15 protein-coding genes and 1 pseudogene are annotated in these 19608 nt (G+C 36.5%); 14 read left to right on the top strand and 2 right to left on the bottom strand.

Annotated elements, in window-relative coordinates:
• The 11 genes from ABLT31_RS21305 to ABLT31_RS21255 all read left to right on the top strand — a co-directional run bounded on the left by ABLT31_RS21305 (position 1) and on the right by ABLT31_RS21255 (position 12399).
• A complete protein-coding gene (locus ABLT31_RS21305; protein ID WP_367755459.1) occupies positions 1-576 on the top strand; it encodes an acyltransferase in 576 nt (191 codons plus the stop codon).
• 420 nt (positions 577-996) lie between these two features.
• Complete coding sequence (locus tag ABLT31_RS21300) at positions 997-2091, top strand: glycosyltransferase family 4 protein (RefSeq protein WP_367755457.1); 1095 nt, start codon at positions 997-999, stop codon at positions 2089-2091.
• A 32-nt stretch (positions 2092-2123) separates the two neighbouring features.
• Entirely contained in the window at positions 2124-2696 is a 573-nt protein-coding gene (locus ABLT31_RS21295; protein ID WP_367755455.1) for an acyltransferase, read from the top strand.
• Between the two features lie 2 nt (positions 2697-2698).
• The gene (locus tag ABLT31_RS21290; RefSeq protein WP_367755453.1) at positions 2699-3865 is read left to right on the top strand and encodes a glycosyltransferase; all 1167 of its coding nucleotides are present in this window, start codon (positions 2699-2701) and stop codon (positions 3863-3865) included.
• A gap of 63 nt (positions 3866-3928) precedes the next feature.
• Positions 3929-5032 (top strand): EpsG family protein, encoded by a 1104-nt coding sequence (locus tag ABLT31_RS21285; RefSeq protein ID WP_367755451.1) that lies wholly within the window; start codon positions 3929-3931, stop codon positions 5030-5032.
• Between the two features lie 65 nt (positions 5033-5097).
• Entirely contained in the window at positions 5098-6279 is a 1182-nt protein-coding gene (locus ABLT31_RS21280; protein WP_367755448.1) for a polysaccharide pyruvyl transferase family protein, read from the top strand.
• Positions 6248-7393 (top strand): glycosyltransferase family 1 protein, encoded by a 1146-nt coding sequence (locus ABLT31_RS21275; RefSeq protein ID WP_367755445.1) that lies wholly within the window; start codon positions 6248-6250, stop codon positions 7391-7393. The genes ABLT31_RS21280 and ABLT31_RS21275 overlap by 32 nt, the downstream gene beginning before the upstream one ends.
• Complete coding sequence (locus ABLT31_RS21270) at positions 7393-8853, top strand: flippase (RefSeq protein ID WP_367755443.1); 1461 nt, start codon at positions 7393-7395, stop codon at positions 8851-8853. Before ABLT31_RS21275 ends, ABLT31_RS21270 begins: the two co-directional genes overlap by 1 nt.
• A 128-nt stretch (positions 8854-8981) precedes the next feature.
• Positions 8982-10352 carry a UDP-glucose dehydrogenase family protein gene (locus ABLT31_RS21265; protein WP_367755441.1) on the top strand — a complete coding sequence of 457 codons (1371 nt, stop codon included), beginning with the start codon at positions 8982-8984 and terminating at the stop codon, positions 10350-10352.
• A complete protein-coding gene (locus tag ABLT31_RS21260) occupies positions 10333-11364 on the top strand; it encodes an SDR family NAD(P)-dependent oxidoreductase (protein ID WP_367755439.1) in 1032 nt (343 codons plus the stop codon). The genes ABLT31_RS21265 and ABLT31_RS21260 overlap by 20 nt, the downstream gene beginning before the upstream one ends.
• A gap of 687 nt (positions 11365-12051) precedes the next feature.
• On the top strand, positions 12052-12399 hold the full coding sequence (locus tag ABLT31_RS21255) for a hypothetical protein (protein WP_367755437.1): 348 nt from the start codon (positions 12052-12054) through the stop codon (positions 12397-12399).
• A 323-nt stretch (positions 12400-12722) separates the two neighbouring features.
• On the opposite strand, the gene ABLT31_RS21250 is transcribed toward ABLT31_RS21255, so the two are convergent.
• Together ABLT31_RS21250 and ABLT31_RS21245 are read right to left on the bottom strand one after the other, a co-directional pair.
• The gene (locus ABLT31_RS21250; protein WP_367755435.1) at positions 12723-13718 is read right to left on the bottom strand and encodes a hypothetical protein; all 996 of its coding nucleotides are present in this window, start codon (positions 13716-13718) and stop codon (positions 12723-12725) included.
• Positions 13719-14466: 748 nt separating this feature from the next.
• Positions 14467-16089 carry an IS1634 family transposase gene (locus tag ABLT31_RS21245; protein WP_367755433.1) on the bottom strand — a complete coding sequence of 541 codons (1623 nt, stop codon included), beginning with the start codon at positions 16087-16089 and terminating at the stop codon, positions 14467-14469.
• 716 nt (positions 16090-16805) lie between these two features.
• On the opposite strand from ABLT31_RS21245, the pseudogene glmM reads away from it, so the two are divergent.
• The 3 genes and pseudogenes from glmM (at position 16806) to ABLT31_RS21230 (ending at position 19238) form a co-directional block, all read left to right on the top strand.
• A pseudogene (gene glmM / locus ABLT31_RS21240) lies at positions 16806-18156 on the top strand (phosphoglucosamine mutase).
• Between the two features lie 236 nt (positions 18157-18392).
• Positions 18393-18563, top strand: a complete 171-nt coding sequence (locus tag ABLT31_RS21235) for a LytR family transcriptional regulator (RefSeq protein ID WP_367755431.1) — start codon at positions 18393-18395, stop codon at positions 18561-18563.
• A 75-nt stretch (positions 18564-18638) separates the two neighbouring features.
• Positions 18639-19238 carry a YdcF family protein gene (locus ABLT31_RS21230; protein WP_367755429.1) on the top strand — a complete coding sequence of 200 codons (600 nt, stop codon included), beginning with the start codon at positions 18639-18641 and terminating at the stop codon, positions 19236-19238.
• The last annotated feature ends 370 nt before the right edge of the window (positions 19239-19608 follow it).

Here is a 19608-nt window from a genome sequence, read left to right as displayed (position 1 = left end):
ATGAATTCGTTTTACTCTGAGATGGAATTAAAAGAAATTGGATTTAAATCAATAGGGAAGAATGTTATGGTTAGCCGTAAAACAAGTATTTACATGCCAGAAAATATTAAGCTCGGTAATGATGTACGTATAGATGACTATTGTTGTTTAGTTGGAGGAAAAAAAGGAATAGAAATAGGATCGAATGTCCATATTGCATTCCATTGTATTATCTTAGGGAATGGTGGAGTTATAATTAATGATTTTGCAGGTTTGTCCTCGAGAGTAAGTATTTATAGTGCTACAGACGATTACTCAGGAGAATCACTTACTAATCCAACTATCCCAAGTAGGTTCAAAATTATAACTGAAGGTGAAGTTTGTTTAGGGAAACACGTAATCATTGGTACTAATTCAACGATACTACCTAATGTTAGTATAGGTGAAGGGTGTTCAGTTGGAGCTAATTCATTAGTTACGAAAAGCTTGAATGAATGGGGAGTATATTTTGGCTCCCCAGCTAGGAGAATTAAAGATAGGAGCAGAAAAATGCTTGAATTAGAAAAAGATTATATCGATTATAAAGAATTAAAGTAAATTGTAAGTTTGTGATAAAGTGAATGGTAGATAATGTTTGTCATCACAACTCACATGTGGTCGTAACATAGAGAAAGTCAGGGGGAAATATATACAATTTTATGGGGTTTATGGTCTTTAATGGATAAAGAGCGGATATAGTGAGTATCAATTGAATTAAAATCAGAAAAGAGGCATTATTAACACGGATGCTGCGATTAGGTCATAGAAATAATTTGTGGTTTTGTTTATATAGCACTTGATATAAAAATTGATGAAACAGTATAAGTGTGATAAAGGTCTTGTCTTGATTAGATATTTGTAGTGTAGTAAATAATAAATTAAATATTATTGGCGAGTGCAATTAGGTTACAGGTGTTGTATGTGTTAAGGATAACTAAAGCTGAAATTTGTGTAGGGGTTTCGACAGGGAGAGTAAAAATGGCAAAAATTCTGATATTAACTAATAATGATGTTGGTTTATATAAATTCAGGAAAGAACTCATAAAGGAATTAGTAAAGAAATATGAAGTGTATGTGTCGCTACCGTATGGTGATTTAATACCTAAACTAGAAGAATTGGGCTGTAATTTTATTGAGACACCCATTAGCAGGAGAGGAACTAATCCAATAACTGATTTTAAATTGTTAATGAATTACAGAAAAATAATTAAGAATATTAAGCCTAATGTGGTTTTAACATATACGATAAAACCTAATGTTTACGGTGGTTTGGCTTGTAGGATGAGTGATGTCCCTTACATAGCGAATATTACAGGTCTGGGAACGGCAGTTGAAAATAAAGGGGTACTCCAAAAAATTACTTTATTTTTATATAAGGAATCATTAACAAAAGCGAATTGTGTCTTTTTTCAGAATAGAGATAATGAAGCTTTTTTTTATGAAATGAAGATTACTAGTGGCAAACATAGGTTAATACCAGGATCTGGTGTAAATCTACAACATTACTCGCTATTAGATTATCCATCAGATAAAATCATCAATTTTCTTTTTATTGCTCGCGTAATGAAAGAAAAAGGAATTGACCACTATTTGGACGTAGCTAAATATATAAGAGGGAAGTATCCAAATACAGCTTTCCACATCTTAGGTTTTTGTGAAGATGTGTATGAAGAAAAACTGAGAAGTTTGCATGATAAAGGCATTATTCAATATCATGGAATGCAGAATGATGTGAGAAAATTCCATGAATTTTCTCACTGTACAATTCATCCCACATATTATCCTGAAGGTATGTCAAATGTATTGCTTGAAAGTGCTGCTTGTGGAAGACCAATTATAACAACTAATAGAGCAGGATGTCGAGAAATAGTTGATGATGGGGAAAATGGATATGTTGTGGAACAGCAAGACAGCCAAGATTTGATAGAGAAGGTTGAGAGGTTTTTAAAATTAGATCAAGAAACTAAAATGCAGATGGGCTTGGCTGGTAGAATAAAAGTTGAGAATGAGTTTAATAGACGGATTGTGGTGGATGCATATTTAGAAGAGATAGTTAAGAGCTTAAGTGTTTAATAACTTATGACATTAATGCAAAGGTGATATCTATGAAAAGAAAGAGAGAAATAACTGAAAAACTATCAGGGTTAATAAGTATCATTATAAGTATATCAAAAATTCTACCCAAAAGTTTTTATCTTTTTTTGTTGAAATTCACAAGACATCATGATAACTATATAGCAATGTTTGTGAGATATATATGCCTTAAAAATTGTGCGAAAAATTGTGGAAATAATGTAGCGATATTTTCAAGTGTATATTTGTATAGAGTTCATCAACTGGAAATAGGTGATAATGTAAGTATTCATCCAATGTGCTATATCGATGCTTCGGGAGGTATTAACATTGGTAGTGATGTTTCTATAGCTCATAGTAGTACAATTATATCTGAAGAGCATAGATTTTCAGATCTTAATTTAAATATTAGAGATCAGGGCTGTGAAATGAAACAAACAGTAATTGAAAATAATGTATGGATAGGTGCGGGATGTAGGATACTAGCAGGTAGTACAATTAAATCAGGTAGCATTGTTGCTGCAGGAGCTGTGGTAAAAAATGAGGTTAAACGGAATACGATAATAGGAGGAGTTCCTGCTAAAATTATTAAGGAAAGGAGATAACTATGAAGCTTATATTTGCACATGATCATATTTTTTATAAGTTTAATAATCAATATTATAGCACTGGTGGACTTTCTAAAGAAATGTTAGAGAGATACACTTCTGTTTTCGAAGAGGTCATCGTTTTAAGCAGACAAAAGCAAATAAACACAAATAATGAAAAGCTTACATTGGCTTCAACTGAGAGAGTTAAGTTTGTAGAGATCCCAAATTTTAAATCAATTAGAAATATGAGCAGAATATTTGAAGTTAAAAAAATTATCAACAAAGAAGTTAGTGGTTGTGATTCATTAATAGCGAGATTGCCTAGTTCTATAGGATCATTAGCAGTTTCTGCAGCTAAAAGAAATAGGAAGCCCTATTTGGTAGAAGTTGTTGCTTGTCCATGGGATGCACTTTGGAATCACAGTCTCAAAGGAAAAATAATTGCCCCTTTTGAGTATTTTAAAACAAAAAAGCTTATTAGGGAAGCAATGTATTCTGTATATGTAACAAATAAATTTTTACAGAATAGATATCCTACTAAAGGAAATTTTGTAAACTGTTCTAACGTGGCATTGAAAGAGTTTAACGACTCTATTCTTGATGTTCGATTAGATAGAATTCGGGATAATAAAAAAGATAGTAAATTAGTTATTGGTACAACTGCAGCAATAGATGTAAGGTATAAGGGACAGCATTATATTATTGAGGCACTTGGTAAGTTAAAAAAACAAGGAAATATGAAATTTGAATATCAGTTAGTGGGTGGGGGCGATCCAACGTATTTAAAATCCATAGCTGAGAAATACGGGGTTACTGAGCAAGTTAAGTTTTTAGGTTCTCTCTCACATAATAAAGTTTTTAAGTGGTTAGATACAATTGATATATATGCTCAGCCAAGTCGACAGGAAGGGTTACCTCGTGCATTGGTTGAAGCAATGAGTCGTGCGTTACCCGCATTCGGAGCAGATACCGCCGGAATTCCTGAATTATTAGAAAATGAATATATTTTTAGTAATACAAGAAAAAATATAGATGAAATATGTATGATATTAGGAAAGTTTGATAAAGAGGTTATGAAAGTTCAGGCGGAAAGGAATTATTACGAATCCAAGAAGTATGACAGATCATTAATTGAAGGGCGACGAAGAGCTTTTTTTCAAACATTTAAGACTTTGGAGAATTAGACTACTTGATTTTTTGAATATGTATTCTCTTTGTATTAGTCAGGTAACCTGGGAGATATTACTATGTTAAATTCGTACTTGTTTTATGTAACAATTGTATTGTCATCAACAGTTTTCGCAGGGTTAGCGCAAAAATTTTCCAAACATAATAAGAAGGGAAAAAGAGTCCCAAATATTTTTTTTATGGGATTATCTTTAATTACTTTAATTTTTGTTATGGGTTTTAGAGATATAAGTATAGGAGTAGATGGACTTAGCTACTTAGAAATTTATTATTTTGCTAACAGTGTCGGGGTTTTGGAGTTCTATCAAACAAGGGTAACTGAACCTGGTTTCTATTTGTTGAATCGGATTTCATACATTCTTGGTGATGAACAATGGCTACTTATCTTATCATCTATTATAACTATTTTCCTTTTTTATAAAGCCCTAAGTTATGAAATAGATAAAATAAATCTTTCTTTAGTAGTTTTTGTTTTTTCAACAACACAATATTTTTATTACTTTGGAATTATGCGTATGGGAATAGCAGTCTCTATAATTGCTTTTGCATATAGGTACATTATTGAGGGACATAAAAAGAAGTTTATTCTATTTGTATTTCTTGCAACAATGTTTCACTACTCTGCATTATTTGCTCTAGTATTACTTTTCTTAGGTAAGGACAACCAAAATTTCTTTAAAAGAGTAAATTTACTTAAGCTCATGTTTTTAATACCAATTGGCTTTTTAACCGTAAGATATTTAATATTTCCATTTATAACAGCTAGTCGCTATCAAGGATATATTGATTCATCTGGGTTCATAGGCACGAGTTTTATTACATCGTTGCCTTTATTAGGACTTTTTTTACTTTTTTATAATAGATTTAGCTTTATTAGTAAAAATTATCAGTTTTACTTTTTTCTTTTTGTTGTAAAAGTAATAACAGAGGTTTTCTCGCCGATAATTGGGATTGGTAGAATGGTTTGGTACGCTAATTTGAGTATTTGCTTTTTGTTTCCTGCTACAATTAGATTAAACAATGACAAAGGGATAAAAATCATTCTGACTTTTATAATAATTTTGTATTGTTTTGTATACAGTTTTTATGCTTATTTTGGTGAATCGTTTAGAGGTCAGTACATGCTACCTTATAAAAGTATCCTCTTTGAATTAGATAGTTAGATTAGTAAAGAGGATATTATTTGCGTGATAAAATGCAATCTTGATTCTAAGGAGTGTCAACAATTATGAAAAGAGTTTTAGTCTGTGGTGTAGCAAACTCAGGAAACCTCGGAGATCGAATAATTGCAGAAACTATAAATTATATTATTCATCTTACAAATGATCAATATGAAGTTTTGAATTTTGATTTTACTGTAGGAAAAGTGGAAGATTTCGAAAATACTACTCGTATAAAGCTAAACTCTACTAGTATGATTAAACAACTTATTCCAGATTTCATGAGAAGTTTAAAAGTGTATAGAAAATATAAAAAAAACATCAAGTTAGCAACCGAACTGAAGGAAAGTATTGCTAAAGTAGATATGGTTGTTATAGGTGGGGGGCACTTATTAATTGATAATTACTTAAATTTTCCCATAGGTATAAATAATATTATTAAAGAGGCTCGTTTGAGTAAAACCCCTGTGATCTTTGCTTTAGTTGGAGCTAAAGGTCCGTGGAGTAAAGCTGCCAAAAAGGTGTTTTTAGAAGCGCTTGAGTACGCAAAATATATTTCAGTAAGAGATTCTGACTCAAGAGATTTCTTGATTTCTATAGATCATAACTTGAAGGATAAAGTAGTCGCGCTCTCAGACCCCGCTTTATTTGTAAATGAAATGAACAGATATGAAACAAAGAATCATTCTCAAAAGAAAGTTGGTTTAGGTATAATGGATCCAAATGAGATGAGAAGACATAGTAATTTCCATTGGAGTAGACAAGATTCTACAACTTGGTGGACTACTTTAGCAAAAAAGCTAACTGCGTTTGGGTATAATGTCAATATATTCACAAACGGTGCACCTACAGATAATGGTTTTGTCGAATACTTTATTAAGAGGGAATTAGCAAATGTTAAAGGTATCTCTTTCTTAGATTATCCAACTAATTATAAGGATGTTCTTGCAACGATTCAACAGCAAGATTTAGTAGTTGCACAAAGGTTACATGCGTGTTTACCATCAATTTCGTTAATGAAAAATACTTTCGGAATAGTATGGGATAAAAAACTAGAAAGTAACTTTAAAGAGTTAGGATTAAATGATTATATCATTGATTTTAATGAAGAAGTAGAAGTAGTTGTGGAAACTATTTTAAAAAAAATAGAAAAAAACTGTCAATTAGAAGATGAGATTTTTGACATCATTAATGTAAAGAAAAGGGAGATGTTAGATTTTGTTGAGAAAGGACTCAGAGAAAAAGATTAAAATATTACATGTAGTTGGCGCAATGAATGCAGCAGGTTTAGAAACACTTATAATGAATATTTATAGAAATATCGATAGAAATAAAGTTCAATTTGATTTTGCCGTTCAAACAACAGATAAGTGTTTTTATGATGATGAAATATTAAAATTGGGTGGGAGAATAATTCCCCATCCTAAACCAAAGAATAGCTTGAAGAAATACAAAAAAGCGCTTGAATCAACGATAATAGAATATGGACCCTATGACGCTATACATAGTCATGTTCTTTTCTTTAGTGGAATAGTATTGAGTGTTGCAAATAAACATAGTATACCTATTAGAATTGCACATAGTCACAATACTAGCGATAGCAAAGATAATTCAATTTTCCGAAAAATATATAGACAAATTATGAGACAGAGAATATTAAAAAATGCCACACATTTAATTGGTTGTTCTAAAGAAGCTTGTGAATATGTATTTGGAAAATCAACATACAAGTCAGGGGTTTCTAAGCATTTTCCGAATGCTATAGATTTGAGAAAGTATAAAAACTTAACAAGAGATAAAAGTTATCTTACTGATGAATTGAAATTATCTAATAATAGTATGTTAATTGGGCATATTGGTCGTTTCACAAAACAGAAGAATCATGTTTTTGTTGTAGAATTATTCTCTGCTTATTTGAAAAAAGAACCTAACGCCCACCTAGTATTAGTAGGTGAAGGTAATGAACGAGAAAATATAGAAAGACTAGTTCGTGAAAAGAATATAGAAGATAAAGTACATTTCCTAGGTCTCAGAAATGATATTGAGTATATTCTTTCGTCTATCGACTTATTTCTTTTCCCATCTCTTTATGAAGGATTGGGTATCGTTTTGGTTGAAGCACAAGCAGCAGGAATACCATGTCTTATATCAGATGTGATACCTGCGGAGGCAGATTTGAATATTGGATTAATAAAAAGACAGAGCCTATCTGATGGAATACAGTATTGGATAAGAGCGATTGAAGGGTCAGTTATCTTAGATGAGAAGAAGTGGGAAAGTATAGAACCAGCACTAATTAATAGTGGCTATGATATTAAAGCAAGTTCGAATACGTTACTTAAAATATATAGTGGTGACGAATAATGAAGGTAAATTCAATCAAAATTGGCACAATGTGGTCTATGGTAGGTCAATTGGTGAACTTAGTTTTTGGGTTTGCTATATTAATATTAACAACTAGATATTTGGGGCCGAATCAATATGGTCTCTTACAAACAATACTTACATTAACTGTATTATCAGTCATGGTTGCAGACTTTGGTTTTTCTTCATCTGTCGCAAGGTATGTTGCTGAACACCAAGATAATCCGTTCCGTAGATCGGAGTATATTTTTAATGGGTTAGCAATAAAAATAGGTAGTTCATTAATAATAATCTTGTTATTGGTTAATGCACTACCTTTTATAGAAAATCTTTTAAAGGTTGAATTAGATGAATATAGTCTTTTGTTGATAGCCATAACTCTCCTTAGATCATTTAGAGAATTTTTTTTAAAAGTTTTCCAAGGGTTAAGAAGACTTGATTTAAGTACAAAGTTTAACTTATTTTATAATGTTGGAAATATGTTACTAATTGCTGTTTTATTAATTGGGGGTTTTGGAATCGCCGCGGTATTAATATCAGAGGTTGTAATAACCTTATTATTCTTAGCTGCAATTATTTATTCTAATAAAAGATTAAAGATATTATCTTATCCTGGATTTGATTCGAATACTCTTAAAAGTATAATGATATATTCAATTCCTATGTTTTTTATTTCTATGAGCTTCTACCTTTATATGAAAACAGATATTTTAATGGTTCAATATTTTATGGATAGTCAAGCAGTCGGTTTTTATAGCTTGGCAACCATGATAATTGGAAAAGTGCATATGCCAATGGTATCGATAGGTCATGCAACGGCTCCAGCACTTATATCAATAGATAAAAGTAAAAGGTCATTTCAGCTAGTAAAAGTATTGAGAGTAACTTTATTACTAACATTACCAATATGCTTGGGTTTGTTTTTAGTGAGTAGGGAGCTTACTGTGGTTTTTTTTGGAGAAAGGTTTTTACCTTCTGTTCAAATTTTACAATTAATGACTATCTTTCTTTTTTTCTACAGCTTAAATTCTGTCCTTAGTCCTATACTAGATTACTTAGGGTTTGCTCGTAAAAGAGCTATAATGGTTGGTATATCCGCTAGTTTAAATATATTTTTAAATATTGTTTTTATACCTAAGTTCGGGACTATTGGTGCGGTATACAGTACTTTATTCACATATACTATTTATTCAATTGTTATAATAAGTACAGTTTATATACATGTAATAGAAGATAAATATATCTATCTGGAAATAAACAGAACCTTCCTTAAGTTGCTAGTATTGACTATGATAATGGGGGTTATTGTATATTTAAGCCAATTATTTGTTCAGGAAGAATTAATTAGCCTAATTCTATCTATACTAGTAGGAATTATGAGTTATCTATTATTAGTAATCAAGTATAGAGTTATTACGAAAAATGAAATTCTAAATTTGTTTCGAAAAAAAAATCGTTAAAGTTATACTGAATCTCATCCTGAAATTTTAGGTCTAATGAGTTAATAACTTAAATTCCATCTTCCTGTTGTGAAATACAATTTGTTAATTTGATATAAATAAAGAATAATAGAAAGGAAAATTGATTTATGTATAAAATAGCAGTAGCAGGAACAGGCTATGTCGGTTTAGTTGCAGGTGTATGCTTTGCCGAAGTTGGCCATCAAGTAACTTGTGTAGATATAGATGAGAAAAAAGTAGACATAATGAAGTCTGGGGTTTCACCTATTTATGAAGCGGGTTTAGAAGAATTGATGCAGAAAAATTATGCAGCTGGTAGAATTGATTATACGACTGATTACAAATCAGCCTACAAGGATGCAGATGCCATATTTATAGGTGTGGGTACTCCAGAACAGCCGGACGGTTCTGCGAATCTCTCCTACATAGCAACCGTGGCAAGGCAAATCGCTGAAAACGTAGAGAAGGATTGTTTGGTTGTTGTTAAATCTACCGTTCCAGTCGGAACGAACGATAAAGTGGAGCAGTTTATTCATGATTTTTTAGTTCATGATGTGAAAGTGGAAGTGGCCTCCAACCCGGAATTTTTGGCCCAAGGTTCTGCCGTACGTGATACCCTGCATGCGGATCGGATTATTATTGGAACAGAGAGCAAGTGGGCGGAAGCTCTTTTGACCAAGCTTTATGAGCCGTTTCATTTGCCGATTGTTTCCGTCAATCGAAGATCCGCAGAAATGATTAAGTATGCATCGAATGACTTCCTTGCTCTTAAAATTTCCTATATGAATGATATCGCCAATCTTTGTGAATTGGTTGGTGCAGATATTCAGGACGTTGCCAAAGGGATGAGCTATGACGAGCGGATCGGAAGCAAGTTTTTAAATGCTGGGATTGGCTTTGGCGGTTCATGCTTCCCCAAGGATACAAAGGCTTTGGAGCACCTGGCGAAGCAGCATGGCTATGATTTAAGAACGGTGACGGCGGCCATCGATGTGAACGTCGATCAAAAGACCATGTTATATAAAAAAGCGAGGAAAAGGCTCATTACCTTTAGCGGCCTGAAGGTAGCCGTACTAGGGTTGACTTTTAAGCCTGGAACGGATGATTTGCGGGAAGCACCATCCCTTGATAATGTGCCTTTATTATTAGAGCAAGGGGCAGATATCTATGCGTATGACCCTGTGGGTGCAGAGAACTTTGCGAAATTGTATCCAGAAGGTGATAATGTCAAAGGCAGAATCACATATGTTCAGAATATCGGGGATGCCTTAGAAGGGGCGAATGTCTGCTTTATCTTTACCGAGTGGGGAGAAGTGAAAGCCGTAACGCCTGAAACATATAAGAAGCTGATGAGAACGCCTTTAGTCTATGACGGAAGGAATATTCATCGGGTAGAAGAGATGCAAGATGCAGGGGTAGAGTATCACTCGATCGGAAGAAAACCTGCGAGTAGAGATGGTGTAAAGGAGTCGAAGAACCTTGAGTTACAAACCTCTTGATCCTAGCAAAACCTATCTAATCACCGGAGCAGCAGGCTTCATCGGATATTTCTTATCCAAGAAACTATTGGAACAGGGCTGCACCGTGATTGGGATTGATAATATCAATGATTACTATGATGTGAACCTGAAACATGCTCGTTTGGAGCAGCTGGAGCCTTATGAGAGGTTTACCTTTATCAAAGGGGATATTTCTGATAAGGATATGGTGATGAAGACCTTTGAAGCGTACAAGCCGCATGTGGTCGTGAATCTAGCGGCCCAAGCTGGCGTACGGTACTCGATTGAGAATCCGGATGTTTATATTCAAAGTAATGTCATTGGATTTTTTAATATTCTGGAAGCCTGCCGGTACCATCCAGTGGAACATCTGGTTTACGCATCATCAAGCTCCGTTTATGGGGCGAATAAGAAGGTTCCTTTTGAGGAAACTGATTTTGTCGATCATCCGGTATCCCTTTATGCATCAACGAAGAAATCCAATGAATTGATGGCTCATACATATAGCCATCTATACAAGATTCCAGCGACAGGACTTCGTTTCTTTACCGTGTATGGTCCTATGGGAAGACCGGATATGGCGTATTTCGGGTTTACCGATAAGTACTTTGCTGGAGATTCCATTAAGATATTCAATAACGGTGATTTTGATAATGATCTCTATCGTGACTTTACGTATATCGATGACATCGTGATTGGAATTGAGCGGTTGATAAGTAATCCGCCTACTGGTTCTGATTCAGTACCACATAAAGTTTTTAACATTGGAAACAATAGTCCGGAGAAGCTGATGGTGTTTATTGGTACATTAGAAAAATGCTTGAGCAAGGCTTTAGGTAGAGAGGTACTTTTTGAAAAAGTATTTGAGCCGATTAAGCCTGGTGATGTGCCTGCAACATTTGCTTCGACGGATTTGCTGCAGGAAACTGTGGGATTTAAGCCGGAAACGTCGATCGAGGAAGGATTGCAGAGGTTTGCGAATTGGTATGTGGGGTATTATGGGGTGGAGTAGAAGGCCCTTTGATCGATAACGGCGAAGTGCTTTTGCCCGCATCGGGGGTGGTACCCCCTCAGGTAGGGGTCTGACCCCAGTCGAAAAATGTCGTTGATTACAAGGTTATCTAGGAAACGAAAGGTGATATAAAACAAGGTCTGACGGTATAAATTTCAGGCCTTGTTTAGTATTTTAGTTTTTCAAAAACCAATGATAGGAAATTGATTGAACGCGGTATAGAAAAAAAGGGCAAATATTTTGGAACGGAGTATTAGGTGTAGTGTAAGCGCCAAATAGCCCCCACCTAGTCTGTTTTTGCTAGGCTAAATTGTCTAAAAGCTGACGGTATTGCCTGTCCATGAATTGACGAATATAATGACCATATCATAGAAAAGGAAAAGGATGTCTCTAGTGATCCTGCGCCAACAGGTTCACTAGAGACATCCCCAAAAAACAACGTATGGTTATTGTAACAGAGTATGAGCTGGTTGAGAAGATCACCGACGTTTTTTGTTCGGTGTGCGGAAGTAGTTGCTTGCCCATGCTGTGAAGAACAGCTTATTTGTATTGGAAGTCGTAGGCGGAAGTGTATCAATGAGTGTGGAGAAAGTTAAGGTTTTGGTGATCCGTAGGCTACGTTGTACCCAATGCCGTTGAATTCATCATGAATTACCAGATTGCTTAGTCCCATATAAACGTTACGAAATGAATAGCATCGAGCGGGTGGCTATGGGGCCTGCTGCCTATGAAGATATTGCGGCAGATGACTCAACCTTGTATCGGTGGCGAAAGTGGGTTCATACCCTCCTTCCCTACTGGCTGGGTAGCCTACATGCGATTACTATCCGTTACCAGCAAGATCCTGTGAAGGAGGGGTCCGTCCCTTCACAGTCTGCACACCATCCTTTTGGACCCTATGTTGGAGATGCTCCCGGCTGGCTGGCGAGAATTGTCCGAACTCTAGCTCATTTAAATTTATGGGTACATACCCGTCTGCATTCTTGTCCATGTTGGAGCAGTAACACTAGTCAACTAAATGAGGGCTTTATTTAATTTGCGTATTCTTTTTAAAGACACGGCAGGTTAGTGGTAAACTCTCTGACCAAGGGAGCAGCTGATCTAACGTATCCTTGTTTGGCGTGTCAACATTAGGCAGTTGTTCAAAGAGACAAGTTAGATAGAGAAGTGCCGCCTCGGGGATACCCCCTCAGGTAGGGGTCTGACCCCTATCGGATTAAAGAATAAGCGTCTTAAGTTGTGCCCCCTTAATGGAATAAATGTTTGGAAACTGTCCTTTCAATAAATCCACGTAACGAAAACAATTCGAATGCAAGAATTACCTTGTGCAAAAATTTCGTTACCCTTTTATCTCCCCATCATATCTCCAAGATGCCATTATAAAACTCTAGATAACCATCCACATTGCGATTCATAACATTAGTCAATACTCCAATTTCGGAGCTCCTTTGGTCGATCATCAGTAAATGCAGCAAAAAATAAATAGTCATAAAGCAAAAGTGATTGTGTGCATATGTTCTTAATGATGCCTTACTACTTTTGAATGAAGAGGAACTCGCACCATGAGCACGGTCGTTTCTCATTGTGAACAAAATTCCATTAACCAACAAATGTAACTTATCCCTAGTTTCGATGGTAAAATCTTTTTCATTCCCGTTTTCACCTGAAGGTAATTTTACTAAGTCTTTATTGAAATATCTGTAGAAAAATCTACTTCCTTTTCTAATAGTGTCACTATAGTTTTGTTCGTTAAACCCAAATTTTATGAATGCTAGTTCTATAATTTCTTTCATTTTTGTGTCGTGAATAATAAAATTGTTCCTGTTAAGCTTTTCGATTCTCAAGAGCCTAAATAAGAGCAATCCAAGTTCACCTTGGCTCTGTTCCTCAGCAGGTTTAGTACCATCGAAGTTCTTAAATATGCGGGAATATAGGTATTGACATGTTATTTGGGGGATATGTTCCAAGAGTTTATTAAACAAACTTTTAACTTGTTCGTTATTCTCTATTATCCTTTCCCACGTGTCTATACTTCTTTCCAATTTATCTTTCAAAGTGGAAACACTAAATAAATTACCTGAGTAATTATCAAATGCACGAAAAATAAAATCGAATGCAAAATTTGGATGCAACGGCATTACATCTAATGCATCTATTAAAAAGGAAACAGCGATATTATGATAAGTATCTGATGAGTGACTTATCGGGTGCGGCAAAAATAATTCCTTACCTTGTTCCTTAAAATTAGCAATTTTAGTATTATACTCTTTCTCTACTACAAACGGTTGAGCATTCGGCCAATCCTTAATATAGTCATGCCTCATTTGGCTATACGATTTACCATTGTTTGTCATCTAAGTGAGTCACTCCTTATTAGTTTTATGATCATCGTTCTATAAATTAAGGAAGGAATTATCCTCCTAAATATAATAATTAGATAGCTAAATACAGACCTTTTAATAGGTGCATTATATTAATATCTTAATGCACTTGATATATTCAATGAATTAAGGTGTATAGCATTGCGGACTGTGGTAAGTTCAAAAAAGAGCATATGTATCCTTTTTTACAGAGGGATTATTTGATCCCATAAATCTGGATGAATATCGATATTCATTATTAAAGAGTTAAGAAAAATAAGCTCAACCGCTAACGTGCTATAGCAATTTTATCCAACGCCAGCCAAGCCACACAGGATGCTGGATATCATAGTAATGAATCTACTAGAGTGTCTGATGCCAAATAGTGTATACTTGCTGTTGAGATCCTACCCACAATTAATTGTAATTAATCCCCACCTACATCTCCCCCTTTTTAATCAAGATTGTCTCTAATACTCGAAGTTCATAACATTATCTCTCATTGAACACGAATGTCGAGGACGTACCCAATTTCTACTATTATAACAAAAAACTACCCACTTACTGTTGTTCTCTTATGTATAAATGCTCGCCTCGGAGATACCCCTTCGGGTAGGGGTCTGACCCCAGTCGAAAAATGTCGTTGATCAAGGTTATTTTAACTCGAGTTTGACACCATGCACTTCAAAGAAGCCTGAAACCATTGGGATTTCAGGCCTTTTCCATTATGCGTACCACTACATTATTCAGTGGCAGGCTCTTCTATAGATTCCCCGCCCTCTAAGATACGTGGAGGAACTTGAGTTCCAAGTGCCTTGAAAGCATCAAAAGCTTGTCCAGTCAATTCGTTGCGAACAACAACTTCTTTTCCCTCTGTCAGAACTTTACTTACTTTCAGTTGCTCTAGATCATGCATGACTTGAGAATAGGATGAAGTAGATCCAGATTCCTTCAACTTCAATCGCATGAAAGACTCTAGAACAAGGGCTAGGAAGCAAATCATGATATGACCGCGAACCCGATCTTCCGTTCGATGGTACATCGGCCGGAGATCGAGATTCTGTTTCAAATCTCGAAATGCGGCTTCGACCCGCCACAGTTGTTTGTAGGCCAAGGCAATCTCTTGGGCAGAGAGAGAACTGTTGGATCGAACGGCATATTTTCCATCAAACCGTGCGTCCTCTTTGATCTTCTCTTCATCAATGGATGCCGCTGCTTTATCTATGGTGAGAAATTTGGAATACGCTCGGTTCTTGACCAGCCCAGTAGGACCAAGTTCCGTTATTTTTTTCCGCAGTTTTTCTAATACGATGTCGCGTGAGATCTTGTCTCGTTCTGCTCCATCCGGATTGTAACAAAGGACATACGTATCCCCATCGATCTTTGCACTTTTGATCTCCAAATTCTTTTTTACTTGCGTGTACCGACCACGAATACTCAGGAGTTGTTGGGCTTTCTTAGATTTACGAAGCTTAACCCCAACAATGTATTCCATATCCAGTTTCCGAATTTCTTCGAGATTGGTTTCACTCACCATCCCACGATCACCCACGAGAATCACCTTGTCTACCTGGAACCTGGATTTCAAGTCCTGAATGACAAGGGAAAACGTTTTGGTGTCATGGAGATTCCCTGGAAACACTTGGTGGGCCACCGGAATGCCTTGCTTCGTCATCAGCAATCCAATGACCACTTGTTTTCGATCTCCCCGGTGATCCTTGGAGTATCCATACTCCGCCAATTCTTCCGGGCCATCACCTTCAAAGTAACTACTGGTCGTATCATAGAACACCAAATCCACCTCCAGATTCAGTAGATCCGTGAGTTGACCAAACAGATGCTGTTCCATTGACTCTTTTTGCTCCGTTAAAAAGTCAAGGGCTCGATAATAGTGATGAAGTTGAAGTTCCGACAATCCTTGGGCATAGATGGTCTGCACCCACTGACGGAAGAGTCCATATTTGCTAGAGGGGGCCATGAGACGATTCAACACCATGGCAAAGATGGCCTCATCGAGATGAGACACAATGTGGGTATCTTCTATGGCACGTTGAAGAAAACCCTTTAAGTTCAACTTCTCCCAAATCTTACGGAAGATAAACGCTGGGCCAAAATCTTTCGTCCAATGAATAGAGATGGGTAGATTCCCCTTTCCGTGAATTCGCTCAAAATACCGATCTGAGAATTTGGCAAGTCCCTCGATAAGAGTATCAAGGTCGCCCTCTTGTAAATCTTCTAACCTCCCTAAGGTACAGAGGGTTTCTTGGCGAACTTGTTTCTTATTGACTCGGAAAGAACGAGCTACCTGAATATATTGACGGAGCGAGCCGTCCTTGTTTTTCTGCTTGTTCACTTTAATATACATGGTAGTTATATTTTACCATAAAATGACCACATATGAATACAATGAAGTTATCCACATAACACTACGAAATCGCCATATTATCCACAAAAAACGGCCCTTATCCCATGAAGGACAAGAACCGTTATCCACAATTGTAGGGTGTTGCTGTCAAACTCGAGTTTAAATAAGGAATTGAGAACTAAAAAAAGGTCTAACTGTTTAAAGCGGTCAGGCCTCATTTAGTATTTTAGTTTTTTGAAAACCAATGGTAGGAAATTAATTGATAGGAGTAGAGAAGAAACGGGTAAATATTCGGAACGGATGGAGTAAGAGGTGCACTGTCACCACCTGGATTTTGTCGATGATGAGATGGATCTGAAGGAGAAATCTTGTCAGCGGGAGATTGTTAACCATGGCTCACTTTTAACGTGATCACACTGGCTCAAATATTTATTGACGAATACAGAAATGATATTAGATTAAAAAATAATCCAATTTTAGTCTTTAAATTTTAATAATGTTATAACTTTTTTATGATGTAATGAAGATGATTCAAAAATATAACTAACAAACCAAGTTGGGGTCTAAAATGTCCTTCTAAAGTTTAAAGTGTGAAAATAAATGAGGTATAAAGAAGTGGGGCTTAACTAGCTGGACCATCACAGAGCGCTTAGATTTTTAATTCTAAAGTTTTTTGAAAACCAATGTTAGATAATAGATAGATAGGAGTAGAAAAAATGGGTAAATATTTTGGAACAGATGGAGTAAGAGGCGTAGCAAACAAAGGCTTAACTCCAGAATTGGCATTTAAATTGGGGCGATTTGGAGGATTTGTTCTTACGAAGGATAATCAGGAAAAACGATCAAAGGTCCTTATTGGTCGAGATACGCGTATATCTGGACAAATGTTGGAAGCTTCATTAACAGCTGGGTTACTTTCTATTGGAGTGGACGTCATAAGAGTAGGTGTTATTTCCACACCAGGTGTTGCTTTTCTAACTCGTTCATTAGATGCGGATGAAGGGGTGATGATCTCGGCCTCTCATAATCCATTCCAAGATAACGGGATTAAGTTTTTTGGTGGGGATGGATTTAAGCTGTCGGATGAACTGGAAGCTGACATTGAGGCATTAATGGATGCAGAAGAGGATCAACTTCCTCGTTCAGTTGCAGCGGCCATTGGTACGGTTACGGATTATCGTGAAGGTGGACAGAAATATCTTTCTTATTTAAAAACGACGGTGAAGAATTCTTTTCACGGTTTGAAAGTCGTATTGGATTGTGCAAATGGTGCAGCTTATGCCCTTGCTCTTCAGCTTTTCCGTGATTTGGGAGCGGAGACGATTGTTTTTGCACATCAACCGGATGGTTTAAATATCAATGAGGGTTGCGGATCTACTCATCCTGAACACCTACAGAAAGTAGTTGTTGAGCAGAAGGCCGATTTGGGACTGGCTTTTGATGGGGATGCGGATCGTCTGATCGCCGTAGATGAGCAGGGGAATATGGTTGATGGAGACCAAATCCTATTTATTCTTGGCACTGCTATGTCTAAAGATTGTCGTCTGAAGCACAATACCGTCGTCTCTACGGTTATGAGTAATATAGGCTTCTTTAAGGCTTTGCAAACCAATGGACTAAAAGCAAAGCAAAGATCGATATGTGATGGAGGAGATGATCAGCGGAGGATATAACCTGGGTGGCGAGCAATCCGGTCATATTATTATGCTAGACTATAATACCACAGGGGATGGCATGTTATCCGCAATCCAGTTGTTGGATGTCATCAAGACGGAAGGGAAGTCATTGTCCCAACTCGCCTCTCAGATGCGAAAATATCCCCAACTCTTAGTTAACGTACGAGTGGAAGATAAAACGGGATGGGATACTAATGAAACGATCCAAGCAGCCATCCGCTCTGTTGAAGAAAAACTAGGGGATAGCGGGAGAGTCCTCGTCCGCGCATCAGGAACCGAATCCCTCATCCGCGTCATGGCCGAAGGCCCCAACGAAGATGACCTCAAGCAATACGTAAATGGAATCGCCGACGTCATCAAACAACAACTCACCCCCGCCGTTTTAGTATAGAGTGCCTGTCACCGCCCGGATTTTGTCGATCGGTGGAGAAAGAAAAAGCGCCCAATCTTTTATACAGATTGGGCGTGTATTAGGCTTTAGATTATTAAAGTTGTATTCTAGTAGAATGCAGAGTGTAGATCTCAGCATAGATCATGCTATATCTTTTACATGAACAAGCAGTAACTCTCATGTAAAAGATATGGCATGAATAAGAGAGTGAAGAAACATAAATGGGGGAGTTAATAGTGAAGTGTTTTGATGATTATCCTAAAGCATTAAAGAAAACCATCCGCTATATTAACCAGGATGAATTAACCATTGAACAACTAGAAGTCATGCAGAAGATGTTAAATTATCATATTAATAAGCGTAAGAAAGAGCTTTATATGAACCAGGACATGAAGAAGATTGTTTGATTGATCATTTTCAGACTTGATGCTCAAACCCTACATTTATGATGTATTGGGAAGTATGTTGGGAGAAGAAAAAGAATGAGAAAAGCAAAAGTATGGTTGGTTGTATTCTTTTCCGTAGTGCTCGGCTTGATTCTAACCAAAAATATTATCTTCCGAGCGATGGCGGATTATCTCATCTTAAACGAACAGTTGGAGAAGAGTGATGTCATAATTGTATTGGGCGGAGAAACACAAGGGGAACGAACAGAGAGAGCGGTAGAGCTTTACCAAAACGGTTTGGCTCCCAGGCTGCTCTTTTCGGACGGAACGTCTCTGTCATGGCGGACGAAAGCTGTAGATGAAATGACAGCTTTAGCCACAAAGTTAGGGGTCCCCGAACGGGATATCTACAATGAGGAATCATCCCGAAGTACTTATGAGAATGCTCTTTATACGAAAGAAGTTCTTCAGAAGAACCATTGGAAATCCGCTGTGGTTGTCACGACGGACTGGCATTCAAAACGAAGCCAATATATTTTCGAACAGCTTTATCAAGACACCGGGATTCACCTAACATATGCCGGGGCAAAGGACAAGCGCTTTGATCATCTGCAGAACTGGTGGCAGGATGGGGAGAAACAGGAAGTCGTTCTCAGTGAATGGGCTAAGCTCATCGTGTATTGGCTTAAATATTAGTGAGCTTATCAGCGAGATATAGACGATTTAAGATCAACTCTAAATCAAATGGCGTCTTGTTTATCATGAACTTTAAACCTAGTCTTTTTTTTCGTCTAAGATAATGAGTTTTTGGATCTCGATCCTATTCATTTCGAACGTTTTTCTATTAAAAGTATTTTTTTAGTCATAAGAGAAGGGTTGAGATACGAACAATATAAAGGGATAGAGGAATAATGAAAGTCTATGATTATCCTCATTAGATCAAGAAAAGCAACCGGTAAAGACCAATAAACGATGGCCATTAGGATGAGCGGATGTTTAACGTTCTATTACTTAGCAGTTGGAGATCGAGAAAGGCCGTGATAGGATCATTTTGCTTTGACTGGAT

The organism is Ammoniphilus soli, assembly GCF_040813775.1.
The sequence above is the reverse complement of the archived record's forward strand: the minus strand, read 5'-3'. Positions and strand labels throughout refer to the sequence as shown.

Coding starts and splice junctions, on each gene's coding strand:
- ABLT31_RS21300 (WP_367755457.1), top strand. CDS start 997: ATGGCAAAAATTCTGATATTAACTAATAATGATGTTGGTTTATATAAA.
- ABLT31_RS21270 (WP_367755443.1), top strand. CDS start 7,393: ATGAAGGTAAATTCAATCAAAATTGGCACAATGTGGTCTATGGTAGGT.
- ABLT31_RS21295 (WP_367755455.1), top strand. CDS start 2,124: ATGAAAAGAAAGAGAGAAATAACTGAAAAACTATCAGGGTTAATAAGT.
- ABLT31_RS21245 (WP_367755433.1), bottom strand. CDS start 16,089: ATGTATATTAAAGTGAACAAGCAGAAAAACAAGGACGGCTCGCTCCGT.
- ABLT31_RS21285 (WP_367755451.1), top strand. CDS start 3,929: ATGTTAAATTCGTACTTGTTTTATGTAACAATTGTATTGTCATCAACA.
- ABLT31_RS21230 (WP_367755429.1), top strand. CDS start 18,639: ATGAGAAAAGCAAAAGTATGGTTGGTTGTATTCTTTTCCGTAGTGCTC.
- ABLT31_RS21265 (WP_367755441.1), top strand. CDS start 8,982: ATGTATAAAATAGCAGTAGCAGGAACAGGCTATGTCGGTTTAGTTGCA.
- ABLT31_RS21305 (WP_367755459.1), top strand. CDS start 1: ATGAATTCGTTTTACTCTGAGATGGAATTAAAAGAAATTGGATTTAAA.
- ABLT31_RS21255 (WP_367755437.1), top strand. CDS start 12,052: ATGAATAGCATCGAGCGGGTGGCTATGGGGCCTGCTGCCTATGAAGAT.
- ABLT31_RS21290 (WP_367755453.1), top strand. CDS start 2,699: ATGAAGCTTATATTTGCACATGATCATATTTTTTATAAGTTTAATAAT.
- ABLT31_RS21280 (WP_367755448.1), top strand. CDS start 5,098: ATGAAAAGAGTTTTAGTCTGTGGTGTAGCAAACTCAGGAAACCTCGGA.
- ABLT31_RS21250 (WP_367755435.1), bottom strand. CDS start 13,718: ATGACAAACAATGGTAAATCGTATAGCCAAATGAGGCATGACTATATT.